The sequence below is a fragment of the Jeotgalicoccus marinus DSM 19772 genome, assembly GCF_000425825.1.
Lineage (GTDB): Bacteria > Bacillota > Bacilli > Staphylococcales > Salinicoccaceae > Jeotgalicoccus > Jeotgalicoccus marinus.
The window spans coordinates 71,914-94,531 of record NZ_AUEE01000008.1; the positions used below are offsets into that span (position 1 = coordinate 71,914).

The window sequence follows — 22,618 nt, forward strand, 5'->3', positions numbered from 1 at the left end:
AGTTTATCAAGGAGTGTAAAGATGATTGAATTACACAATATTACTAAGTCATTTCATGGCCAAAATGGTATGTTCAAGGCCTTGGAGGATGTTTCTATTTCCATAAATGAGCAAGAAAAGTTTGGCATTATTGGCGCGAGTGGTTCAGGTAAATCGACGCTACTTAGAATGATTAATGCGCTAGAGACACCTGACGATGGGACTGTAACAGTTCAGGGGGAAAATCCATCAAAATTAAAGGGCGAGCAGCTTCGTATGTATAAAAAAGACATCAGTATGGTCTTTCAGCAATTTAATCTATTAAACAATAAGACAGTACTAGAAAACATCACATTACCACTCAAGTTACATACATATAAAGATGCTCTAGATGTCGAAGAGGTATTGAAGTTTACAGGCTTACTAGACAAGAAAGATAACTACCCTGGACAGTTATCAGGGGGACAAAAACAAAGAGTTGGTATAGCGAGAGCATTAATTACCAAACCAAAACTTTTACTATGCGATGAACCGACTAGTGCCTTAGATGATAAGACCACAGATGAAATTGTGGAGGTTTTAAAACAAGCGCACAAGGTCTATGGCATGACAATAGTTATAGTTACACATGAATTAAATGTCATTAAACAGCTTTGTGATCGTACAGTTGTCCTAGAAGATGGAAAAGTACTAAACACACTGGACATTGAATCATCAAAACATACTGTTTCAAAACTGTCATACTACGACAGAATTTTGGAGGTGCTCAGCCATGGTTGATGCATTCATCTTGTATTTTGAGCGTGTTGTTGAGTATTTCCCTAATATGATTACTAGTTTAAATGAAACAGGGATTATGATGGCTTTTGCAATGATCGCTGCAATTTTGCTCGGCTTACCTTTGGGTACTTTGTTGTTTCTAACAGATGAGAAACAACCCTTAGAAAATAAGGTGATTTATTGGGTCACCAATGCACTGGTGAATATCATTCGTTCATTTCCGTTTCTCTTATTGGTCATCGCCATGCAACCACTCATAAGAGAAGTCTATGGTAGGGCGACTGGAGATCCTGTTGCAGCGTCATTTCCGTTAATGGTGGTGGCAATTGCCTTATACGCAAGGTTTGTTCAGCAGTCCTTATTAGACGTCCCTAAAGGTGTGCTTGAAACTGCAGAAGCTATGGGTGCGTCGATACCTCAACTAGTCTACAGATTTCTGTTTGTAGAAGCGAGAAGTTCACTCGTTGTAGGATTTACCACAGCATTTGTGAGTTTTATCTCTTATTCGACAATCATGGGTGTTGTCGGTGGTGGAGGTATTGGAGACTTTGCAATACGTTATGGATATCAGCGTTATGAAACAGATATTATGTATACAGCCATTGTTATAATTATTATATTTGTACAAATTGCGCAGTGGTTAGGTCTTAAACTTGCTAAAAAATTAGATAAAAGATAAAGGGGTTTTGTAAATGAAGAAGTTAAAGTGGTTTACAGTTTTCGCATCAACCTTGCTGGTCTTGAGTGCATGTAGTGATGAAGAAACAGCGAAAGAAACATCAGAAGCGGAAGATACACATATTGTTGTTGCATCACAGACACCACCGATGACAGATGTTGTAGAGATTGTTGCTGATGTCATTGAAGAACCGTATACAGTTGAGTTGATGGAAGTATCAGATAACATACAGTATAACGAAGCAGTGTTTAATGATGAAGCGGATGCGAGTTTTGCACAGCACAAACCTTTTATGGAACAGTTTAACAATGAAAACGATGCAGACTTAGTTGCGATGGAGGAAATATACAACGCGATTGTTGGATTTTACTCACCTGTATACAGTTCCATTGATGAAGTGAAAGCAGGCGATGAAGTAGCGATTCCGAGTGATCCAACAAATGAAGCGAGAGCTTTGATGATCTTAGACAGTGAGGGATTAATCACCTTAGAAGATGGGGTGGATTTTGAAGCGACAGTTGATGATATTACAGAAAACCCGAAGAATTTAAAATTTACTCATGTTGATTTGTTAAACTTATCCGCGTCATATGAAGACGGTATTCCACTCGTATTTAACTATCCGACATACATAGAGCCACTGGGTCTTACACCTGAGGATGCAGTGTTATTAGAAGATGACAGTGACAATACATTTGCAATCCAAGTCGTTGCACGTGAAGGTCAAGCGGATTCAGAAAAGATTAAAGCCTTAAATGAAGCATTCACTTCACAAGAAGTCTATGATTTCTTAGATGATTTAAAAGATAAGGCTCACCTAGAACCGGCATTTGAAGGAGACGAGTAAAGTGAAGAAACTCTCTATAATGTTCTTATCATCTATGTTCTTAATAGCAGGCTGTGGCAATGATGAGGACACGGCGGACACCGAAGACACGCATATTGTAGTTGCTTCCCAAACACCTCCTATGACAGATATTGTTGAAGTTGCAGCCGAAGCTGTAGAAGAACCTTACACAATTGAGTTAATGGAAGTTGCGGATAATATTCAGTTTAATGAGGCAGTGTTTAATGATGAAGCGGATGCGAGTTTTGCTCAACATGAACTATATATGGAACAGTTCAATAGAGAGAATGGGGCAGACTTAGTCGCTACTGAAGAAATTTACAATGCAATTGTTGGCTTCTATTCACCTGTCTATGAGTCAGTTGAAGAAGTTCAGGAAGGTGACGAGGTTGCGATCCCAAGTGACCCAACCAATGCCACACGAGCACTATTAATGTTGGCAGATCAAGACCTAATCAAACTTGATGAAGAAGCAGGATTAGAGGCAACAGTTGAAGATGTAGTTGAGAACCCTTATGAACTGGAATTTACACAAGTTGAAGTACTCAACCTCAAAGAATCCTATGAAGACGGCGTACCACTTGTATTTTCTTATCCCGCCTATATTGAGCCGCTTGGCCTAACGCCTGATGATGCGGTTTTCTTAGAAGAAGATAGTGATAACACATATGCAAGTCAAGTCGTTGTCAGAGAAGGGCAGTTAGATTCTGATAAAATTCAAGCTTTAAACAAGGCGTTTACGTCGCCAGAAGTCTATGAATTTTTAAAAGAACTAGAAGATAAAGCACATCTAGATCCGGCCTTTGAACCGGGACAACCTGCAGAATAATTTAATAGCAGCACCTTGGCTCAACCTCCCTTGCCAAGGTGCTTTTTTTCATTTTAAGAGTATTTTTCCAATGAAAACGTAATCATATTGCATATTATTTGAATTGTCGTATAATTCGAACAATAAGCTACTACTCAAGCTTGGAGGATATTTTATGATTGAACAGCCTATAGTTGCCACTGTTATGTTGTTTGCACTACTTGCAGTCGGTGAATTAATTTCAATTTACACTAGAGCAAGAATACCGATGTTAATGACAGCCATGGTCGGTTATTTAGTATTAACATGGATAGGTGTTTTTCCTGAAAATATTTTAGAACTTTCAACATTACCAGCACTAGGTGCCATTTTAATTGGGCCATTAATTATACATATGGGAACTTTAATGCCAATCAGTACTTTAAAAAAGCAATGGCGAGCGGTTGTAATCTCCATAAGTGGTGTACTGGGTGCGCTCATACTCGTTTTGACTATCGTACCTTTAGTATTTGACTTTGAAACAGCGGCGAGTGGTATTGGGCCGATTTCAGGTGGGGTGGTTGCACTCCTAATTACAACAGAAAAACTTAATGAAATTGGCATGACGGCTATCATTGTTATTCCTGTCTTAATTGCAGCCATACAAACTCCAATTGGTATGCCATTAATTTCGTTCTTTTTAAAACGTTATGCTGGAAATTTTGTTAAAAATACAACAGCAACAAAAGCTGAAATAGATAGTCTTGAAGAAGAAGATCAGCCTGTAAGATTTAATATCTTTAAGAACAATATCATTCTTTTATTCACAATATTCCTCTTAGCTGCGATTGCAACAATATTAAGTGAATACACAGGTATTCATTACACCTTGTTCAGTTTAATCTTTGGTATATTGATGTTGAATGCAAAGTTATTTCCACAAGCTGTCCTACAAAAATCAAATTCATTTAGTTTCATGATGGTTGCTCTGATTTTTGTGGTAATTGGTACAATGGGTGGAATCACACCACAAGATGTCGTAAATAATATACCACCCGTATTATTAATCTTAGTAACCGGTGTCGGTGGACTTGCGCTTGGTGGATTTATTGCATCTAAGGCTGTTGGTTGGCACCCATTTAAGGGTATGCCTGTTGCTTTAACAGCTCTTGTTGGATTTCCTGGAGACTATATCATTTGTGAAGAAGTGTCTAGAAGTACTACAGATAACACAGTGGATCAACAACGCGTGTTTTCGGAAATTGTAACCCCAATGTTAATCGGTGGGTTTGTCACGGTCACCATCGCATCTGTTGTTATTGCAACATTTGTAATGGGAATGCTATAAAAAGGAGATTTTATTAATGTCAAAAACTATCGTAAAAAATATTAATCTAATTGATGGATCGGGTTCAGATGTACAAAAAAACGTAAACGTTGTGATAGAAGATGGGAAATTCACACACATTACAAAAGAATACACAGAAACTGATGCGACGCTTATCGACGGTCAAGGAAAGTATATGTTGCCTGGAATGATCGATGCTCATGTGCATTTATCTACTGAATTTAAACCATTAGCAGAACGTGTCGCTACACCATTTTCTTATAGTTTCTATGAAGCGATACAATATGCTGAAAGAACAATTGATGCGGGAGTGACAACAGTTAGAGACGCCCTAGGCAGTCCGCTTGGTTTTAAACAAGCAATCAATGATGGGCTGGTTCGTGGGCCACGCATGCAAGTGTCTATTAATGCCTTATCTATTACAGGTGGTCATGGTGATGGATTAAACTATTCTGGTATTGATTTAAGTTTGGTAAGACCTTATGAAGGTATGCCGGACGGTATTGCAGATGGAGTGGAAGAAGTAAGAAAACGTACAAGAGAAATGCTAAGAGCTGGAGCAGATGTCATCAAAGTCATGGCAACTGGAGGCGTATCAAGTCCAACAGATCACCCTAAATTTACTCAGTATTCTCTAGAAGAACTAAAGGTCATTGTTGAAGAAGCAAAGTTTAGAAATGGTGTCAAAGTTATGGCGCATGCTCAAGGTTTAGAAGGAATTAAAAACTGTGTTGAAGCAGGTATTCATTCTATTGAACATGGTATTTATTTAGATGATGAAGTGATTGAAAAGATGAAAGAAAAAGGCACGTATCTCGTACCAACATTACTTGCACCAGTATCAGTTATTGAGTTCGCAGATGAGTTAGGTATTTCAGAAGTTGGACTTAAAAAGTCTAAGGAAGTAATGGATGCCCATAGAGCAAGCTTTAAAAAAGCTTATGATGCAGGGGTGAATATTGCTATGGGTACAGACGCAGGTGTGTTCAAACATGGTACGAACTTAAGAGAGCTTGAGCTGATGGTTGAAGCTGGAGCCACTCCGATGGACGCAATTGTTATTTCGACAAAAAATGCAGCAGAATGTATGGAAATAGAAAATCTTGGACTTGTTCAAGAAGGATACATTGCTGACTTTATTCTGACAGACGGTAATCCACTTGAAGATATTGGACTTCTTAAAGATAATGACCGAATTAAAGTTGTTGCCAAGGATGGGAAAATCCTTAAAAAAATTGTATAAAGATTCAAATAGCCGCCCTTGGCGGCTTTTTTGTTGCGTTGAAAAGTCGGGTGAGTTGCTATAACATAGTAAAAGTATAGTAGCAGAAGGGGGAGAAGGTATGAAACTTAGAAACACTTTGAAAAATATTCAGTTTGAAAAAATTCGTTTATCTTTGAATTCAAAGTTCACCGTGCAAACTTTAATTAATGTATTAACCATTATTGTCGGTTCGTTTTTATTTTCCATAGGTGTAAATAGTTTTATGATTGCCGGTAATTTAGGTGAAGGTGGATTTATTGGTATTTCTATTATTTTATACTACGCATTTGGTCTACCGACAGCCCTAACAAACTTAATTATGAACTTTGTGATTTTGATTATTGGTTTTAAGTTTTTAGGTAAACGTGCCATGTATTACACGATTTTTACCATACCAATGACCTCCCTCGCACTTTGGATAACAGAAACCTGGCAAATTCAAACTGATGAAATACTGATCAATACTGTCTTTGGTGGGCTCTTTATAGGGACAGGAATTGGGTTGATTATTCGTGTCGGGTCTACAACGGCAGGTACGACAATCTTAGCCAAGATGGCGAATAAGTTTTTAGATGTCAACGTATCTTATGCCTTACTGTTCTTTGATTTAATTGTTATCACGATTGGTTTAACTGTGATGAGCATTGAGCAAGTCTTGTTAACAGTAATCGCTTTATATGTAGCAACAAAAGTGATGGACTTCATTATAGAAGGTATGAATCCGAAAAAAGCAGTTACGATTATTTCTCAAAAACCGGATGTTGTGGCGAACTTAATCAATACAAAAATCAACCGTGGAGTGACGATTTTAGATGGTCGTGGATACTATTCTAAAGAAGATAAAGACATTCTGTTTGTAGTCATCAACAAATCACAGCTCAATAGACTAAAACGTCTAATTAAAGCGAATGATGATCAAGCCTTCGTTGTGGTGCATGATGTAAACAGTGTATTAGGTAACTACTTAATTTAGACGCATATTATTTTAAAATAAATGTATAAAAAATCGTCCGCAAACGTTTGCGGACGATTTTTATGTCATTTAGTACTTTAAATGACGATCGTACAAATAGACAATGACGTTCTCATTTTCAGCAATGATGCTGAAGCCTTTATACTGTAGCCAAGTTTTCGAAAACGTTGTGCGATAGTAAACGTGGGAAAGTATATAAATCTTACTGACTTCATGGGTACATTCTAAATATTTATCAATTAGCTTTGAACCAAATCCCTGGTTAGGTAATGCGGCATGGAGAATGATTTCGGATATGTATTGATTATTTGTACCATCGCCATTCGACCTCATAAGGGCAACAAGTTTACCTTTTTGTCGTAGTGTAATGACAAAATCTGAGTTTATAATGTCTGCTCTGAGTTTATTATAATCACTATATAAATCACCACCACCAGAAGTGTACAGTTCCCTAACATCATCTAGTGTGATCAGTTTATCAGTTGATATCGTATCCATATTCTTCACCTCTAAATTATCAATAATACAGCTGATTTGAGAATGTTCTAATATTGAAAGAAATCAGCTGGTTGTTTATAATCATAACTGTATGCGGTTACATTTAAAAGAAAAATTAAATTATTCAGAAAAAGGTGAGCGATTTGGAACTTCAGCTACAGTTGTATTTTTACCATAAAGAGATTGAACAATCTCCAGAGTACGTGTTTAGCGTTCTAAAAGACGATCAAGAAATCATTGACAGAGTACAAAAACTAACAGCAATTACTTATAATTCAGACGTTACAAATCAAAGATCAGTCGGAACAGAGGGAATATTAGTATACAATGAGGCTAATATTAATACAGAAGTAATATTTTACACAGATAATCGTCGACTTGAGTTTGAATCATACGTCCCAGCGGGTAGATTATGGACAATGGTTAATATTGTACCGGTTGAAGGTCGCTCTGAGTTAACCATTTCGACGAAACTTATTACGGATTCTCCAGTAAGTTTTGCACTTTATGCCTTAAAGATTCCTAGAGTTAAGAAACAATTCAATGACATTGTAGGACGTTTAGAAGCGGGGGAATAATTGTACTATGAGAGTTCAGCAGTATGCAGAGGATGCTTTAACAGTTACGTTTGGTCAAGATATTGACGAGACCATCAATACTCAGCTTGTGCAGCTAAAAGAAAAATTTGTTGAGCTAGATTTTGAAGGGGTTCTGGATATTGTTATATCCTATACCAGTTTAATTATTTATTTTGATGTTTTACGAGCGGATGTTAAGGCGATGAAATCAGCCTTAGAAGAAATGAAGCAAGAAGAATTATCGACCACACCATCAAGTTATAAGGTCGTTGAGATACCTGTGTGTTATGGCGGTAAATTTGGTCCTGATATCAAAAAATTTGAAAAATCTGGATTGTCTGAAACTGACGTCATAGAACTACATAGCAACAAAGAGTATTTAGTATATATGCTCGGTTTTATGCCGGGCTTTCCTTATTTAGGTGGCCTAGACAAAAGGCTTTATAAAGATCGATTGGATTCACCTAGAACACGTATTCCAGCAGGTTCTGTTGGTATTGGTGGGCAACAGACAGGAATGTATCCATTTACTTCACCAGGAGGCTGGAACTTATTGGGACGTACCCCAATTCCCCTCTACGATAAAAACCGAGATCACGCTATATTGTATGAAGCAGGGGATCGTATTGTCTATAAGGCGATTGATGAAGACGAATATTATCGGTTAGAACAGGCCTATTATGATGGGGCGTACGAAGTTAAAGTTATCGACAGAGGTGAAGCAAATGACGATTAAGATTACTGAGCCAGGACTGTTTACAACAGTGCAAGATTTAGGTAGAAGAGGCTATGAGTCTTATGGTTTTTCTCCAGCAGGCGCTATGGATTATAGAAGTTACTGTCTAGCAAATGCTTTAGTTGGTAACGATTTTACAAAAGCGACTATAGAGATGACTTTCCAAGGTATACAATTTACTGTACTTAAGAAAACAACAATCGCAACTGCCGGCGCCTCGATGAACCTAACAGTAAATAATCAGCCGTACAGAATTGGTACGATTATCGACTTGGATAAAGGAGACCAAGTCGTTTTTGGTAGTGTGGAAAGTGGCGTTAGAACTTATGTCGCTTTTACAGGTGGATTAGATTTACCTAGTGAACTTGGTAGTTATGCGACACATACGAGAAGTGGAATTGGTGGATACAAGGGACGAGTCCTTCAATCAGGTGATATCCTAAAAACTATTGGCGGTCATGCTGACATTCCTTTGTTAGAAGTAGATGAAGCAATAGAGACGCATGAAGTTGAAGAAATACGTGTCATACTCGGCCAAGAAAGTGAACGCTTTAATACCGAATACCAAAATTTGTTTAAGTCATCTGAGTATACGGTTTCTAAAGATACGGACCGTATGGGTGCGAGGTTAGAAGGTCCAGCTATCAAATCGGATAATGGGCACGATATTTTAAGTGCACCGACCCAATTTGGTAGCATTCAAATCCCTAAAAATGGACAGCCGATCATTCTTCTAGCAGACAGACAAACAGCAGGTGGATACACTAAAATTGCCACCGTTGCTAAAGTCGATCTACCCAAAATTGCTCAGAAGCAACCTGGGGATAAAATTCGTTTTAAAGAGATTAGCATCGAAAGTGCAAGTGCGCTCTACAAGGAAAGTTTAGAGCAGTTACAAAACAAGGTCGATTTAGTACCATCAAAAGATTTTGAAGCAGTAAGAAGAACAGATGCCAATAGCGTGTCGAAATTAATTGGAGGATAAGTCATGAATTATAAAGATATAAAGAAATTAGTGAAACTCTTAAAAGAGGAAGATTTATCAGTTTTAAGTTTTTCAGATGAAAGTACTTCTATTCATCTAGAAAGAAATATGAGTAATGGTGTGGTTAGTGCAACTAGCACATCTGCTTCAACTGACACGAGTGCAAATGAAGAAAGTTCTGATTTACTAGAAATCAAAGCGTCGCAACTTGGCACATTTTTCATTAACAAAGATGAGAACAGCGAGGAAACATTTGTTGCTGTTGGTGATACAGTACAAAAAGGTGATCAAGTTGGCTTTATAGAAGCAATGAAAGTATTTAATGACGTGAAAAGTGATGTTGCTGGTACCGTTGAAGAAATTTTAGTATCCAATGGAGATACTGTTGAATTTGGTGATGTGTTGATTCGCTTACGTCCAGAAGGAGCATGAGTTATGAGAAAAGTGTTAATTGCTAACCGCGGAGAAATTGCAGTTCGTATTATAAGAACTTTAAAAGAAATGAATATTAAGAGTGTCGCGATTTACTCAGACGGTGACCGAGATAGCTTGCATGTTGCCTTGGCAGACGAAGCATATTGCATCGGTGGACCAAAGAGTGCTGATAGCTACTTGAACATTGACCGTATTTTACAAGCTGCGACGGTCAGTGAATCAGATGCGATTCATCCTGGTTACGGGTTTTTATCGGAAACACCTGAATTCGCAAAACGTGCTGAGGAAGCGGGGTTCATTTTCATTGGGCCTGATGCGTCGACGATGGAAAAAATGGGTGATAAGGCGATGGCTCGTCAGACAATGGATGAGGCTGGAGTGCCTGTCATACCGGGTAGTGAGGGTGTCGTAGATTCGATTGAGTCGGTAAAAGCTATTGCTAACGAAGTGACATACCCAATTGTAATCAAGGCCGTATCCGGCGGTGGCGGTAAAGGCATGCGTTTTGCTTTTAATGATGATGATGTCGATAAATTGTACAATCAAGCGAAGAAGGAAGCTAAAAGTTCTTTTAATGATGACCGGTTATATGTTGAAAAATATATTCCAAAAGCGAGACACATTGAAATTCAGGTTATCGGTGATGGTAAAGGTGAAGCGGTGCATTTATTTGAAAGAGATTGCTCGATTCAAAGAAATAATCAGAAGCTTCTAGAAGAGGCGCCAGCGACAATATTAAGTGAAAAAGAGCGAGCTGACATTACGGAAACTACACGTCAAGCAATCGCAAAACTGAAATACCGTGGAGCTGGAACGATTGAATACTTATATGTACCAGAAGAGAAGCGTTTTTACTTCATTGAGATGAATACGAGAGTTCAAGTGGAACATACCGTATCTGAAGCGGTGACAGGCATCGATATCATTAAGTCACAGATTAACGTGGCATTCGATGGAGAAATTGGTTTTACTCAAGATGAAGTGCAGTTGTCTGGTCACGCTATTGAAGCACGAATTAATGCAGAAGACCCGGCTAACAATTTCTTGCCTTCGCCTGGTAAAATCGAAAAACTTCACTATGGCATGGGTCGGAATGTCAGAGTGGACAGTCACATCTATTCGGGTTATGTGATTCCACCTTTTTACGATTCGATGATTGCAAAAATAATTGTAACTGCAAATAATCGTACTGATGCTCTAGATAAGTTGAAGTTAGTCTTAGGTGAAACAGTAATTGAACCAATTAAAACAAATTTGAATTTACAGTATTTCTTGGCTGGACATCCGAAAGTGCATGCCAACGACTACGATATTAAATTTATTCATAAGGAGAACATCATTGATTAAGGAGGATTCACATGTCTGAGTTAACAATAGATTTAAATGCTGATTTAGGTGAAAGTTATGGTAATTACAAGATCGGCAATGACGCTGAAATTATTCCTTTGATTTCATCTGCTAACGTCGCTTGTGGCTTTCATGCAGGAGATCCGAGTGTGATGATTGAGACAATTAAACGCATTAAAGAATCTGGGACAACTGGAATTGGAGCCCATCCTGGTTATTTAGATTTGATGGGCTTTGGTCGTCGATTTATGAAATTATCTGACGATGAAGTGCATGCCTTGGTACTTTATCAATTATCTGCACTGGATGGTTTAGCGAAGACTTATGGCATGGAACTAAATCATGTGAAACCTCACGGCGCGCTTTACAATGCAACGTTTACAGATGCACACCTCGCTGATGTGATTGCTGGTGCAGTTAATGACTTTAATCCTAATTTAAAATTAATGGGCTTAGCGAATAATAACCTAGTGAAAAGTGGAGAAAAGCTTGGTTTAAATGTTGTGCATGAGGTATTTGCAGACAGAGCCTACAAGGATGACGGTACATTAGTGTCACGTTCAAAAGAAGGTGCAATGATTACAGATAGTGAAAGCGCAGTCTCTAGGGTGCTACGCATGATTACTGAAGGTAAGGTTGAAAGCATCAATGGCAAAGACATAGATATTAAAGCAGATAGTATCTGTGTCCATGGTGATGGTGCCAAAGCATTAGAATTTGTTAAAGAGATAAGAAAACAATTACAGGAGAAAGGTGTTACTATCGATACGATGTAAGAAGAGGTGAAATTATGGAGAATAAACCTAAGATAACTGCTGCTCAGCGCAGGTTATTATTTGGTGCAGTGTTCTTGATGGCAACATCATCAATTGGGCCTGCATTTTTAACGCAAACAACAGTGTTTACCCAACAATTTATGGCAAGTTTCGCATTTGCAATTGTTGCGTCAATTGTGATTGATATTGGTGCACAGTTAAATATTTGGAGAGTTTTATCAGTTAGTGGAAAACGTGGACAAGATGTCGCCAATGAGGTATTACCAGGACTTGGTTCGGTTGTTGCCGTATTAATTGTTATCGGTGGCTTAGCATTTAATATTGGTAACGTCGCGGGTGCAGGGCTCGGTTTTAATGCCATTTTTGGATGGGATGTTAGAATTGGAGCAGCAATTACAGGTATTTTTGCAATTATTATTTTCTTAGTAAAAAATGGACGTGCGGTCATGGATATCGTGACACAAATACTCGGGGTGCTCATGATAGGTATCATTGCCTACGTCATGATTATTTCAGAACCGCCTGTTGCAGAAGCAGCGAAACGCGTAATTTTACCAGAAGAGCCTATTGCGATGCTCTTACCAATTATCACGCTGGTTGGGGGAACAGTTGGTGGTTATATCACTTTCGCTGGTGCCCACCGTTTAATCGAAGCGGGAATGACTGGTGAGAGAAACCTACGCTTTGTGAGTCACGCAGCAAACTGGGGTATTTTAACAACAGGTTTAATGCGCGTGCTGTTATTCTTAGCAGTACTTGGTGTCTTAGCTCAAGGTGCAGTATTAGATTCTGAAAACCCTCCAGCATCCGTTTTCCAATTTGCTTTAGGTGATATCGGTATGAAGATCTTTGGTGTTGTGCTCCTAGCAGCAGCATTATCTTCAGTTATTGGAGCGGCTTATACAAGTGCAAGCTTCATGCGCTCGTTTAATAAGGTTTTCGATAAGTATAATAATATTGTAATTGTGGTCTTCATCCTTACATCGACACTTATTTTCCTATTCGTTGGAAGACCAGTCACATTACTTATTCTTGCAGGTTCATTTAACGGTTTAATTTTACCAATAACACTGGGTGCGATTCTATTGGCTTCACGTAAGAAGAGCATTGTCGGTAACTATCATCACCCGACTTGGATGATCATATTCGGTATCATTGCAGTCATTGTAACCTTGATTGCAGGATTTATGTCGCTACAAGGACTCGCGGATCTTTGGAATAGATAGGTGATTAAATGAATACAGAAGAAATTAGACAGCGTATTAGAACTGGTGAACATACAGGGCCGACTTCAGGAATTTCTGGTGATAAAGTCCAAGCAAACTTGGCTATCTTACCTAAAAAATATCCCTTTGATTTTCTCTTATTTGCTATGAGAAACCATAAACCTGTACCGATTATTGAAGTGTTAGAAGCAGGTGAGTTTGTCAGTCGCTACGCTAAAAACTCAGACATTCGAACAGATGTCCCGCTCTATAATATTTATAGAGACGGTGAGCTTGTAGATACAGTAGATGATATTAGACCTTACTGGTCAGATGATCTTGTCACTTTTTTGATCGGTTGTAGTTTTACTTTCGAACAGGCAATTTTAGATGAAGGTATTCCGATTAAACATATAGACCAAGGTGTTAACGTTGCTATGTATAAGACAAATATAAATACAGAACCTGCTGGAATTTTCCACGGGGAAACAGTGGTATCTATGAGACCATTTAAACAGTCAGTCGTAGATGATGTCATCAGAATCACGAACGAATTCCCTAGCATGCACGGCGGACCCGTACATGCAGGAGATCCAGAAATGATTGGTATTAAAGATATCAATCAGCCTGACTACGGTGATCCGATTGATATTGCCGAAAACGAAGTGCCCGTATTTTGGGCGTGTGGTGTGACACCTCAGAATGTGGTGTTAAATGCAAAACCTGAGATTTTGATTTCACATGCACCAGGTCACATGTTCATTACAGATATTAATAATGAAGAATACAAAAACTAAGTTTCATATAGACTCAAGAATCTCTTAATCGAGGTTTTTGAGTCTTTTTTTGTTTTGAATGGATGGGCTTCAAAAATAAACTAAGCTCATCATAGCAGCAATCTCAGTAAAAATTACTTAAAAAACGTACATTAAAATAAAATAATCAATTGTTGACATTTAAAATACGCACATTATAATTATAAATATAAACAATGTTCGTTAAATTAGGAGTGTTATTGAAATGACTGTCGGAATAATTATGGGAAGTTCATCAGACTGGGAAACGATGAAACATAGTGCTGACTTGCTTGATTACTTTGGAATTAAGTATGAGAAGAAAGTAGTTAGCGCGCATCGTACTCCAGAAATGATGTTGGATTATGCTAAGGAAGCAAAGTCTAATGGTATTGATATCATCATTGCGGGTGCTGGGGGTGCTGCACATCTTCCTGGCATGGTTGCATCTTCGACTCACGTGCCTGTAATCGGGGTGCCTATTCAATCTAAGGCACTAAGCGGTATGGATTCTCTATTATCTATAGTGCAGATGCCGGCGGGCATACCTGTTGCCACACAAGCGATTGGTGATGCGGGGGCTAAAAATGCTGCGATTCTTGCTGCACGAATTTTAGCTGTAAATTCTAAAGAAATATACGAAAAGTTAGAAGCTTATCAAAAATCCTTGGAAGAAAAAGTGGAGGCTATGCAAAATGACCTTAAGTAAACGTCTATATCCTGGCAGCTCCATCGGTATTATAGGTGGCGGTCAACTTGGTAAGATGCTTGCACAAAGTGCTTTAAGAATGGGCTATAAGGTAATTGTTCTAGATCCCTCTCCAGATGCCCCTGCAAGCTCAACATGCCACACCTTTATACAGGCAGATTTTAGTGATCAAGAAGCGATGGAAAAATTAGCGAGTTTGTCTGATGTGGTGACTTATGAATTTGAAAATATTGATGCTCATATTCTTCACTCACTAACAGATAACTTTTATGTTCCACAAGGTGCTGAAACAGTGCTCACGCTTCAGAATAGAAGTTCTGAAAAAGATGCTATTAAAGCAACGGGTGCTAAGGTTGTACCTTTTGAAAATGTTCAGAGTAAATCGGAAATTGAAGCTTTTGCAAATACACATGGCTATCCCTTAATCGTTAAAACAAAAACGGGCGGTTACGACGGTAAAGGTCAGTATTACTTAAACAGTCAAGCAGCCTTAGAAAGTGAAGAGATTCCTTTTGACCAAGTTGATTTTATTGCAGAGAAATACATTGACCTAGAAGCGGAAGTCTCGCTCACCATCGCAAGAAATACAGACTCCAAATGTATCTATTTCCCACTGCAGGAGAATTTACATAGAGATCAAATTTTGTACAGAACCATTGCACCGTCTAGATTTGATTACTTTGAACAGGCTAAAAGCGAAGCGGAAAAAATAATGACACATCTCCATTTTGTTGGTGTCTTTACGATTGAGTATTTCATTTCTAAAGACGGTGAACTTTATGTCAATGAAATTGCGCCAAGACCACATAATTCTGGACATCATTCAATTGAATCTTGTAATATCTCACAATTTGATGCCCATATCTTAGCCATTACTGGTGCACCGATGCCTGAAGTTTATCAGCATCAAGATGCAATTATGATGAACTTACTTGGTCAAGATTTAGATCGCTTAGAAGGTGATTTATTTTATTATCCACATTGGAATGTTCATTTGTACGGAAAAAGTAAAAGTCTGCCAGCTCGTAAAATGGGACATGTCACTCTATTAACAAACGATATCGAAGCATCACTTAAGACTTTAAAAACAGACTTTGAAAAGGAGTGAAAATATGTCGTTATTGTATGAAGGTAAGGCAAAATCAGTATACACAACAGCTGAGTCGGAAGTTCTTTTAATAGAGTATAAAGATGAGGTTACAGCGGGTAATGGCGAAAAACATGACTTTGTACCAGGTAAAGGGCGCTTAAATAACTTAATTTCAGCCAGTATTTTCAAACATCTGAAAGCACACGATATTAAATCTCATTTTATAGAAGAGACTGGAGAAACTAGTCAGCTTGTAAAAAAGGTCACGATTATTCCACTAGAAGTCGTTGTTAGAAATATTGCTGCTGGCAATATTGTTAAAAGACTGGGATTTAAAGAAGGTCATGTTTTTGACACACCTCTAGTTGAGTTTTACTTAAAAGAAGACGATTTAAAAGATCCACTCGTTACAGAAGATCATATTCATCATCTTAAAATTGCGACATCAGATGAATTATCAGAACTGAAGAATCAAGCACTTAAAATTAATTCAGCACTGACACATCTTATGGATGAAATGAATTTAAAGCTTGTCGATTTTAAAATTGAGTTCGGTCGAGACGACCAAGGTAACATTCTATTAGCGGACGAGATTTCACCAGACACCTGTAGATTATGGGATAAAACCACTAATAAAAACTTAGATAAGGATGTTTACAGAAATAATACCGGATCATTAATTGAGACATATAATATTTTTTATAACAAGTTGGAGGAAATTAAAAATGAAAAAAATTGAACTTATTATAACTTTACAACCCCAAGTGTTAGATACTCAAGGCGAAGCTTTAGATAGAGCGGTTAAGGAACTCGGTACGGGTCAGGTTGAGAATATTAGAGTAGGTAAAGTATTGTACTTTGATATTGATGAAACTGATCATAAGAAGATTGAAGAGATCGTCCGTCAACTCTCTGAAAAATTATTTACCAATACAGTCATTGAAACTTACGAATATAAAATCTTAGACGAGGAGACAGTATAAATGAAGTTTGCAGTTATTCGTTTTCCAGGGTCAAACTGTGACCGTGATTTATACAATGCCGTTGTAAAAAGTGGTGCTAAAGCAGATTACGTGGATTATAGAGAAACTGATTTAACTAACTATGATGGCGTTTTAATACCTGGTGGATTTTCATTTGGGGATTACTTACGGTCTGGAGCTATGGCAAGTGTGGCCCCAGTGACTGTTGAGATTAAAAAACTAGCTGCAAGAGGTAAGCCTGTTCTTGGCATCTGTAATGGCTTCCAAATTTTAACTGAGATTGGGCTTTTACCCGGTGCACTTATACATAACGACAACCATAGTTTTGTCTCTAGAAATGAATCTTTAAAAATCGTTAACAATCAAACGAAATATACAGAACTTTATAACGATGGAGAAGATGTTATCTTTCCAATCGCACATGGTGAAGGCCACTACTATTGCTCAGATGACATATACGATCAACTCGTTAAAAATAAGCAAATTATCTTAACTTACAATGACAACCCGAATGGCTCAAGAAACGACATTGCTGGCCTTGTTAATGAAGATGGAAATGTGTGTGGTATGATGCCGCACCCAGAACGTGCCATTGATCTTTTACTCGGTAGTAAAGATGGTTTTAGAGTTTTTGAGAGTCTAACAAATTGGGAGGGCAATTAAGATGAGATTTATTGAGCCGACTAGTAAGGATATCAGAGAACAAAAACTGTATCAGGAAATGGGTCTGACTGATGATGAATACAAGAAAGTTGTTGAAATTTTATCGAGAGAGCCTAACTATACTGAAATCGGAATTTTTTCTGTCATGTGGAGTGAACATTGCTCTTATAAGCATTCGAAACCATTTTTAAAACAGTTCCCAACAACAGGCGAACACGTTTTAATGGGGCCTGGTGAGGGTGCAGGAGTTGTCGATATCGGTGACAACCAAGCTGTCGTATTTAAAGTAGAATCACACAATCACCCATCAGCTGTTGAGCCTTATCAAGGGGCTGCTACGGGTGTCGGTGGTATCATTCGTGACATCGTATCCATCGGTGCACGTCCGATTGGGCTATTGAATTCACTTAGATTCGGTGAACTAACTAAAGCCAATAATCGCCGTCTATTAAGAGGTGTCGTTAAAGGAATTGGAGGTTACGGTAACTGCATTGGGATTCCGACAGTTTCAGGGGAGGTTGAATTCGATCCGTCATATGACGGCAATCCACTTGTGAACGCTATGTGTGTCGGTATTATTGAACACGATAAAATCCAAAAAGGCACTGCAACAGGCAAGGGAAATAAAGTCATCTATGTTGGACTAAAGACAGGACGCGATGGCATTCACGGTGCGACATTTGCATCTGAAGAACTAGATGAAGAAGCGGATGCAAAACGACCATCTGTTCAAATTGGTGATCCATTTACAGGGAAGAAGTTAATGGAAGCAACATTAGCTGCAATTGAAATGCCAGAACTCGTCGGTATTCAAGATATGGGTGCAGCAGGATTAACTTCTTCAAGCTCTGAAATGGCCGCTAAAGGTCAATCAGGCATGACGCTATATTTAGATAGGGTCCCTGTTCGTGAAGCAGGTATTTCACCATACGAAATGATGCTTTCAGAAACTCAAGAACGAATGCTTCTTGTTGTGGAAGATGGTTCAGAAGATAAGTTCCTTAAATTGTTTGATGAACATGAGCTAGACTCAGCTGTTATAGGGGAAGTGACGGATTCAAAACGTTTACTACTTTACTTTCTTGATGAACTCTACGCGGACATTCCAGTCTTACCACTTTCAGAAGAAGCACCAGAGTATATTTTAGAAGGTCAAGAAAGTGAACAGGATGAAGCGCGTGAAGACTACTCAAATGAAGATCTAGAAGATGTATTTATGAAGTTGATTAGCCATCCAACTCACGGCGATAAGTCGTTTATCTTTGATCAGTACGACAGTCAAGTAGGTGCGAATACGGTACAACAATCTGGCTTCGGACCTGGGGTAGTCCGTGTTGAAGGGACCAACAAAGCAATCTCTATGGCAATCGATGGAAAGAGCCGCTATGTTTATAGCGACCCTTACAACGGTGGTAAGGAAGTCGTCGCACAAACCTTTAGAAATATTATAGCTACTGGTGCAACACCACTTGCGATGACGGATTGTCTGAACTACGGTTCACCTGTCAAACCATTAATCTACAATCAATTAAGTGAATCAACCAAAGGTATGGCAGAGGCTTGTAAAGCATTATCAACGCCTGTTGTATCAGGAAATGTTAGCCTCTATAACGAGAATAGCCAAGGATCGATTTTACCAACACCAGTGGTTGGAATGGTCGGCTTAATAGAAGATGTAAACTTCATGAAAGATTTAAAAGTGAGTGAAGGAGATGTGCTTTATCTTGTTGGAGAACTCACTCCTTCTTTTGCAGGAAGCCAAATAGAAAAAATATTAGAGAATACAATTCGTAAAACTACAAGATATATTGATTTAGGTGTGGAATATAAAAGAGGAATGTACCTAAAAGAAAAACTTGTAAAAGGTGAAATAAACAAAATTGCACCACTCGGCCGAGGCGGCTTGATTACTAAAATCGCACAACTTTCAAGTTTTTATCAACTTGGTGTAGATGTGAATATGGATATTCCTCCAGACTTACTTTTTAGTGAAGGTGGATCAAACTACCTGGTTGTTGCTAAAGGTGGTCTAGATATAGAAGATGCTGTTGAAATCGGTAGGCTAGTGGGTGAAACATTTAAAGTTACCGCACAAGATTTTGAAATAAAGAAAAAAGTAAAAGAAATAAAAGCTGAATGGGAAGGGGCAATCCCGACATGTATGAACTCCGTGGACTAAATGAAGAATGTGGAGTTTTTGGAATTTGGGGCCATAAAGAAGCAACGGAATTGACTTATATTGCCTTACACAGTCTTCAGCATCGTGGGCAAGAAGGGGCAGGAATCGTTGCTTCAAATAAAGAATATCTATTTGGTGCTCGTGGCATGGGCCTCTTAACTGAAGCCTTGTCTAAGACCCAATTAGAATCTTTAAGAAACTTTCCTTGTGCTATTGGTCACGTCCGTTACGCAACAACAGGGGGTAGTGAACTTTCCAACGTCCAACCCTTTCTTTTTAAAAGTCATATCGGGGATCTCGGGCTTGCACATAACGGAAATCTAGTGAATGCTATTCAACTAAGAAAAGCATTAGAAGACGAAGGGGCAATCTTTCAGACATCTTCAGATTCTGAAGTTTTCGCCCATCTCTTAAGACGTGCTAAAGGTCCTTCTAGAAAGGCGAGAATTAAGACAGCATTACAGCAATTAAAAGGGGCCTTTGCCTACGTGATTTTACATGAGGATGAACTCACAGTTGCCTTAGATGATCACGGGGTGAGACCGCTGATGTTAGGTGAGGTCGACGGGGCATACTGTGTTGCGAGTGAGACCTGTGCCTTTAGTGCAATCGGGGCAACTTACATCAGAGATATCGAGCCTGGTGAACTGATTACTATTAATGATAAGGGCATCGACTTTGATCGTTATTCAGATTACGAAAATCCGAATTTATGTTCCATGGAATATATTTATTTTGCCCGTGCAGATTCTGAGTTTAGAGGCACGTCAACCTATACAATTCGTAAAGCACTCGGTGAAGCCTTAGCAAAAGAGATGACAGTGGATGCCGATATCGTCATCGGTGTGCCGGACTCAAGCTTGGCCGCTGCAAAAGGATTCAGTGATTACAGTGCTATACCGAGTGAGCAGGGACTCTTGAAGAATCGTTATGTTGGTCGTACTTTTATTGCATCAGGTCAAGAGGCTCGAGAACGAGCGGTCAGAATGAAGCTTTCACCAGTGAGGGATATTGTGGAAGGGAAACGTGTCATTGTTATCGATGATTCCATTGTCCGGGGTACAACGAGTAAGTATATTGTGAAGGCTTTAAAAGATGCTGGTGCAAAAGAGGTGCATATGGGTGTGTCATCACCACCATTAAAGAATCCTTGTTTTTACGGTATTGATGTCTCTACACATGCGGAAATAATTGCTTCATCGAAGTCAACAACTGAAGTATGTGAAGAAATTGGTGCTGATTCACTGACCTACTTATCTGTCGATAAAATGCACGAGGTCTATTATAAATTCGGATCTAGAGGACAATGTGATGCTTGTTTTACAGGACAATACCCGATTGAAAACTTAGATGGTTTAATGCCTCAAGAAAAAGATGCTAAAAAGAAAGGGGTTTAATCATGTCGAAACAATATAAAAATGCTGGTGTAGATATTGAAGCTGGTTATGAAGCGGTTGAACAAATGAAAAGACATGTTAGAAAGACACTAAGACCCGAAGTCATTGGTGGAATCGGTGGCTTTGGTGCTGTCTTTGATTTGTCGACGTTGAATTTACAACAGCCTGTCTTGGTTTCAGGTACAGATGGAGTAGGCACGAAATTAAAGCTTGCGATCGATCATAATCGTCATGACACGATAGGAATAGATGCCGTGGCCATGTGTGTCAACGATATTATTACGACTGGTGCAGAACCACTTTACTTTCTAGACTATATTGCCGTCAATAAGGTGGTTCCGGAACATGTTGCTGAAGTTGTAAAGGGGATTTCAGAAGGCTGTAAACAATCAGATTGCGCCTTGATTGGTGGGGAAACCGCTGAAATGGGTGAAATGTATGCAAAAGGAGAGTATGATTTAGCTGGCTTTGCCGTTGGTGCTGTTGAAAAAGAGCAGTATATTGATGGTTCGACTGTTAAAAGTGGCGATAAGGTTATTGGTTTAACTTCAAGCGGTATTCATTCGAATGGCTACAGTTTAGTCAGAAAGATTTTAGTAGATCATAATATTGATGTTAATGATGAACTTGATGGAGATAAGCTGCTGGACCTATTAATTGAGCCAACAAGAATTTACACGAAAGCAGTCAAAAAAGTTAAGGATAAAATTAACATTAAAGCAATGAGCCATATCACTGGTGGCGGCTTCTATGAAAATATCCCAAGAGCAATCCCAGACCATCTAGGTGTTGATATTAATACAAAAGATATTCAAACACCAAAAATTATCTCTTGGTTAATTGAAATATCTGGTTTAGATAAGAAGGAAGCATATAATGTATTTAATATGGGCATTGGCTTTATTATGATTGTGGATAAAGATGATGTTGATGAGACACTTAGCTTATTAAAAGAAGTAAATTATGAAGCGACTATGATTGGTGAAATTACGTCTCAAGAAGGACTTGTCATCAATGACTAAAAGCGTCGTAATATTTGCCTCTGGTGGCGGTTCAAATTTTGAGAATCTTGTCCTGAAATCAAAAGATATTGGCATGGAAGTCTCAAGCCTAATTGTTGATCAAGCTAATGCTTATGCGATTGAAAGAGCGAAACTTCTAAACGTTCCATATCATGTGATTAATAGAAAAGACTACCAATCAAAAGAAGAATTTGAGGACAAAATAAAAGGAACCATAACTGTTGAAGAACCAGATTATTTAATTTTAGCCGGTTTCATGAGAATTTTATCGGAAGCATTTGTTGAACAATATGATAGAAAAATAATCAATATTCATCCATCATTACTGCCGGCTTTCAAGGGTGCTAATGCAATTCATGATGCCTATAATTATGGAGTGAAAGTAAGTGGTGTGACGATTCATTATGTAGATAGTGGCGTCGATACTGGTGAGATTATTGCTCAAGAGCCAATAATTATAGATGATAATGACAGTTTAGATATATTTGAAGAAAAAATACATCTGCTTGAATACGACTTGTATCCGAGTACTTTAAAAAAGTTATTTAAAGGAGACGTTTAAGA

The 22,618-nt window shown here is 38.4% G+C and carries 25 protein-coding genes; 24 read left to right on the forward strand and 1 reads right to left on the reverse strand.

Annotated elements, in window-relative coordinates; all coding sequences use genetic code 11:
• The first annotated feature begins 21 nt into the window (after nucleotides 1–21).
• The 7 genes from H624_RS0105995 (at nucleotide 22) to H624_RS0106025 (ending at nucleotide 6,657) form a co-directional block, all read left to right on the forward strand.
• A complete protein-coding gene (locus tag H624_RS0105995; protein ID WP_026866776.1) occupies nucleotides 22–759 on the forward strand; it encodes a methionine ABC transporter ATP-binding protein in 738 nt (245 codons plus the stop codon).
• Nucleotides 752–1,438: a methionine ABC transporter permease gene (locus H624_RS0106000; protein WP_026866777.1), complete on the forward strand. Its 687-nt coding sequence runs from the start codon at nucleotides 752–754 to the stop codon at nucleotides 1,436–1,438. Before H624_RS0105995 ends, H624_RS0106000 begins: the two co-directional genes overlap by 8 nt.
• Nucleotides 1,439–1,451: 13 nt before the next feature.
• The gene (locus H624_RS0106005) at nucleotides 1,452–2,285 is read left to right on the forward strand and encodes a MetQ/NlpA family ABC transporter substrate-binding protein (protein WP_026866778.1); all 834 of its coding nucleotides are present in this window, start codon (nucleotides 1,452–1,454) and stop codon (nucleotides 2,283–2,285) included.
• A gap of 1 nt (nucleotide 2,286) precedes the next feature.
• Nucleotides 2,287–3,114, forward strand: coding sequence for a MetQ/NlpA family ABC transporter substrate-binding protein (locus H624_RS0106010; protein ID WP_026866779.1), 828 nt, complete (start codon nucleotides 2,287–2,289; stop codon nucleotides 3,112–3,114).
• Nucleotides 3,115–3,268: 154 nt separating this feature from the next.
• Nucleotides 3,269–4,420 carry a hypothetical protein gene (locus H624_RS0106015; protein WP_026866780.1) on the forward strand — a complete coding sequence of 384 codons (1,152 nt, stop codon included), beginning with the start codon at nucleotides 3,269–3,271 and terminating at the stop codon, nucleotides 4,418–4,420.
• 16 nt (nucleotides 4,421–4,436) lie between these two features.
• Complete coding sequence (locus tag H624_RS0106020; RefSeq protein WP_026866781.1) at nucleotides 4,437–5,663, forward strand: metal-dependent hydrolase family protein; 1,227 nt, start codon at nucleotides 4,437–4,439, stop codon at nucleotides 5,661–5,663.
• A gap of 100 nt (nucleotides 5,664–5,763) precedes the next feature.
• Nucleotides 5,764–6,657 (forward strand): YitT family protein, encoded by an 894-nt coding sequence (locus tag H624_RS0106025; protein ID WP_084145747.1) that lies wholly within the window; start codon nucleotides 5,764–5,766, stop codon nucleotides 6,655–6,657.
• A gap of 69 nt (nucleotides 6,658–6,726) precedes the next feature.
• Here H624_RS0106025 and H624_RS0106030 read toward each other — a convergent pair whose 3' ends face one another.
• Nucleotides 6,727–7,155, reverse strand: coding sequence for an N-acetyltransferase (locus H624_RS0106030; protein ID WP_026866783.1), 429 nt, complete (start codon nucleotides 7,153–7,155; stop codon nucleotides 6,727–6,729).
• Nucleotides 7,156–7,289: 134 nt separating this feature from the next.
• Here H624_RS0106030 and H624_RS0106035 point away from each other — a divergent pair, with 134 nt between their 5' ends.
• The 17 genes from H624_RS0106035 to purN all read left to right on the forward strand — a co-directional run bounded on the left by H624_RS0106035 (nucleotide 7,290) and on the right by purN (nucleotide 22,616).
• Nucleotides 7,290–7,733: a hypothetical protein gene (locus tag H624_RS0106035; RefSeq protein ID WP_211220890.1), complete on the forward strand. Its 444-nt coding sequence runs from the start codon at nucleotides 7,290–7,292 to the stop codon at nucleotides 7,731–7,733.
• A 7-nt stretch (nucleotides 7,734–7,740) separates the two neighbouring features.
• Nucleotides 7,741–8,469: a 5-oxoprolinase subunit PxpB gene (gene pxpB, locus H624_RS0106040; RefSeq protein WP_026866785.1), complete on the forward strand. Its 729-nt coding sequence runs from the start codon at nucleotides 7,741–7,743 to the stop codon at nucleotides 8,467–8,469.
• Entirely contained in the window at nucleotides 8,414–9,454 is a 1,041-nt protein-coding gene (locus H624_RS0106045; protein ID WP_156889152.1) for a 5-oxoprolinase subunit C family protein, read from the forward strand. The genes pxpB and H624_RS0106045 overlap by 56 nt, the downstream gene beginning before the upstream one ends.
• Nucleotides 9,455–9,457: 3 nt before the next feature.
• A complete protein-coding gene (locus H624_RS0106050; protein WP_026866787.1) occupies nucleotides 9,458–9,886 on the forward strand; it encodes an acetyl-CoA carboxylase biotin carboxyl carrier protein in 429 nt (142 codons plus the stop codon).
• A 3-nt stretch (nucleotides 9,887–9,889) separates the two neighbouring features.
• Entirely contained in the window at nucleotides 9,890–11,236 is a 1,347-nt protein-coding gene (locus H624_RS0106055; protein WP_026866788.1) for an acetyl-CoA carboxylase biotin carboxylase subunit, read from the forward strand.
• A gap of 11 nt (nucleotides 11,237–11,247) precedes the next feature.
• Complete coding sequence (locus H624_RS0106060; RefSeq protein ID WP_035856243.1) at nucleotides 11,248–12,012, forward strand: LamB/YcsF family protein; 765 nt, start codon at nucleotides 11,248–11,250, stop codon at nucleotides 12,010–12,012.
• A gap of 14 nt (nucleotides 12,013–12,026) precedes the next feature.
• A complete protein-coding gene (locus H624_RS0106065; RefSeq protein WP_026866790.1) occupies nucleotides 12,027–13,238 on the forward strand; it encodes an NRAMP family divalent metal transporter in 1,212 nt (403 codons plus the stop codon).
• Nucleotides 13,239–13,246: 8 nt separating this feature from the next.
• The gene (locus tag H624_RS0106070; RefSeq protein WP_026866791.1) at nucleotides 13,247–14,014 is read left to right on the forward strand and encodes a putative hydro-lyase; all 768 of its coding nucleotides are present in this window, start codon (nucleotides 13,247–13,249) and stop codon (nucleotides 14,012–14,014) included.
• Nucleotides 14,015–14,237: 223 nt separating this feature from the next.
• On the forward strand, nucleotides 14,238–14,720 hold the full coding sequence (gene purE, locus H624_RS0106075) for a 5-(carboxyamino)imidazole ribonucleotide mutase (RefSeq protein WP_026866792.1): 483 nt from the start codon (nucleotides 14,238–14,240) through the stop codon (nucleotides 14,718–14,720).
• Nucleotides 14,707–15,828: a 5-(carboxyamino)imidazole ribonucleotide synthase gene (gene purK / locus H624_RS0106080; protein ID WP_026866793.1), complete on the forward strand. Its 1,122-nt coding sequence runs from the start codon at nucleotides 14,707–14,709 to the stop codon at nucleotides 15,826–15,828. Before purE ends, purK begins: the two co-directional genes overlap by 14 nt.
• A 4-nt stretch (nucleotides 15,829–15,832) precedes the next feature.
• Nucleotides 15,833–16,549, forward strand: a complete 717-nt coding sequence (purC, locus tag H624_RS0106085; RefSeq protein WP_026866794.1) for a phosphoribosylaminoimidazolesuccinocarboxamide synthase — start codon at nucleotides 15,833–15,835, stop codon at nucleotides 16,547–16,549.
• Nucleotides 16,536–16,793 (forward strand): phosphoribosylformylglycinamidine synthase subunit PurS, encoded by a 258-nt coding sequence (gene purS / locus H624_RS0106090; protein ID WP_026866795.1) that lies wholly within the window; start codon nucleotides 16,536–16,538, stop codon nucleotides 16,791–16,793. Before purC ends, purS begins: the two co-directional genes overlap by 14 nt.
• On the forward strand, nucleotides 16,794–17,456 hold the full coding sequence (gene purQ / locus H624_RS0106095) for a phosphoribosylformylglycinamidine synthase subunit PurQ (RefSeq protein WP_026866796.1): 663 nt from the start codon (nucleotides 16,794–16,796) through the stop codon (nucleotides 17,454–17,456). It begins immediately after the preceding gene.
• Nucleotide 17,457: 1 nt separating this feature from the next.
• A complete protein-coding gene (gene purL / locus H624_RS0106100; protein WP_035856246.1) occupies nucleotides 17,458–19,635 on the forward strand; it encodes a phosphoribosylformylglycinamidine synthase subunit PurL in 2,178 nt (725 codons plus the stop codon).
• Nucleotides 19,614–21,032, forward strand: coding sequence for an amidophosphoribosyltransferase (gene purF / locus H624_RS0106105; RefSeq protein WP_026866798.1), 1,419 nt, complete (start codon nucleotides 19,614–19,616; stop codon nucleotides 21,030–21,032). The genes purL and purF overlap by 22 nt, the downstream gene beginning before the upstream one ends.
• Before the next feature lie 2 nt (nucleotides 21,033–21,034).
• The gene (purM, locus tag H624_RS0106110; RefSeq protein WP_026866799.1) at nucleotides 21,035–22,054 is read left to right on the forward strand and encodes a phosphoribosylformylglycinamidine cyclo-ligase; all 1,020 of its coding nucleotides are present in this window, start codon (nucleotides 21,035–21,037) and stop codon (nucleotides 22,052–22,054) included.
• Complete coding sequence (gene purN / locus H624_RS0106115; RefSeq protein WP_026866800.1) at nucleotides 22,047–22,616, forward strand: phosphoribosylglycinamide formyltransferase; 570 nt, start codon at nucleotides 22,047–22,049, stop codon at nucleotides 22,614–22,616. Before purM ends, purN begins: the two co-directional genes overlap by 8 nt.
• The last annotated feature ends 2 nt before the right edge of the window (nucleotides 22,617–22,618 follow it).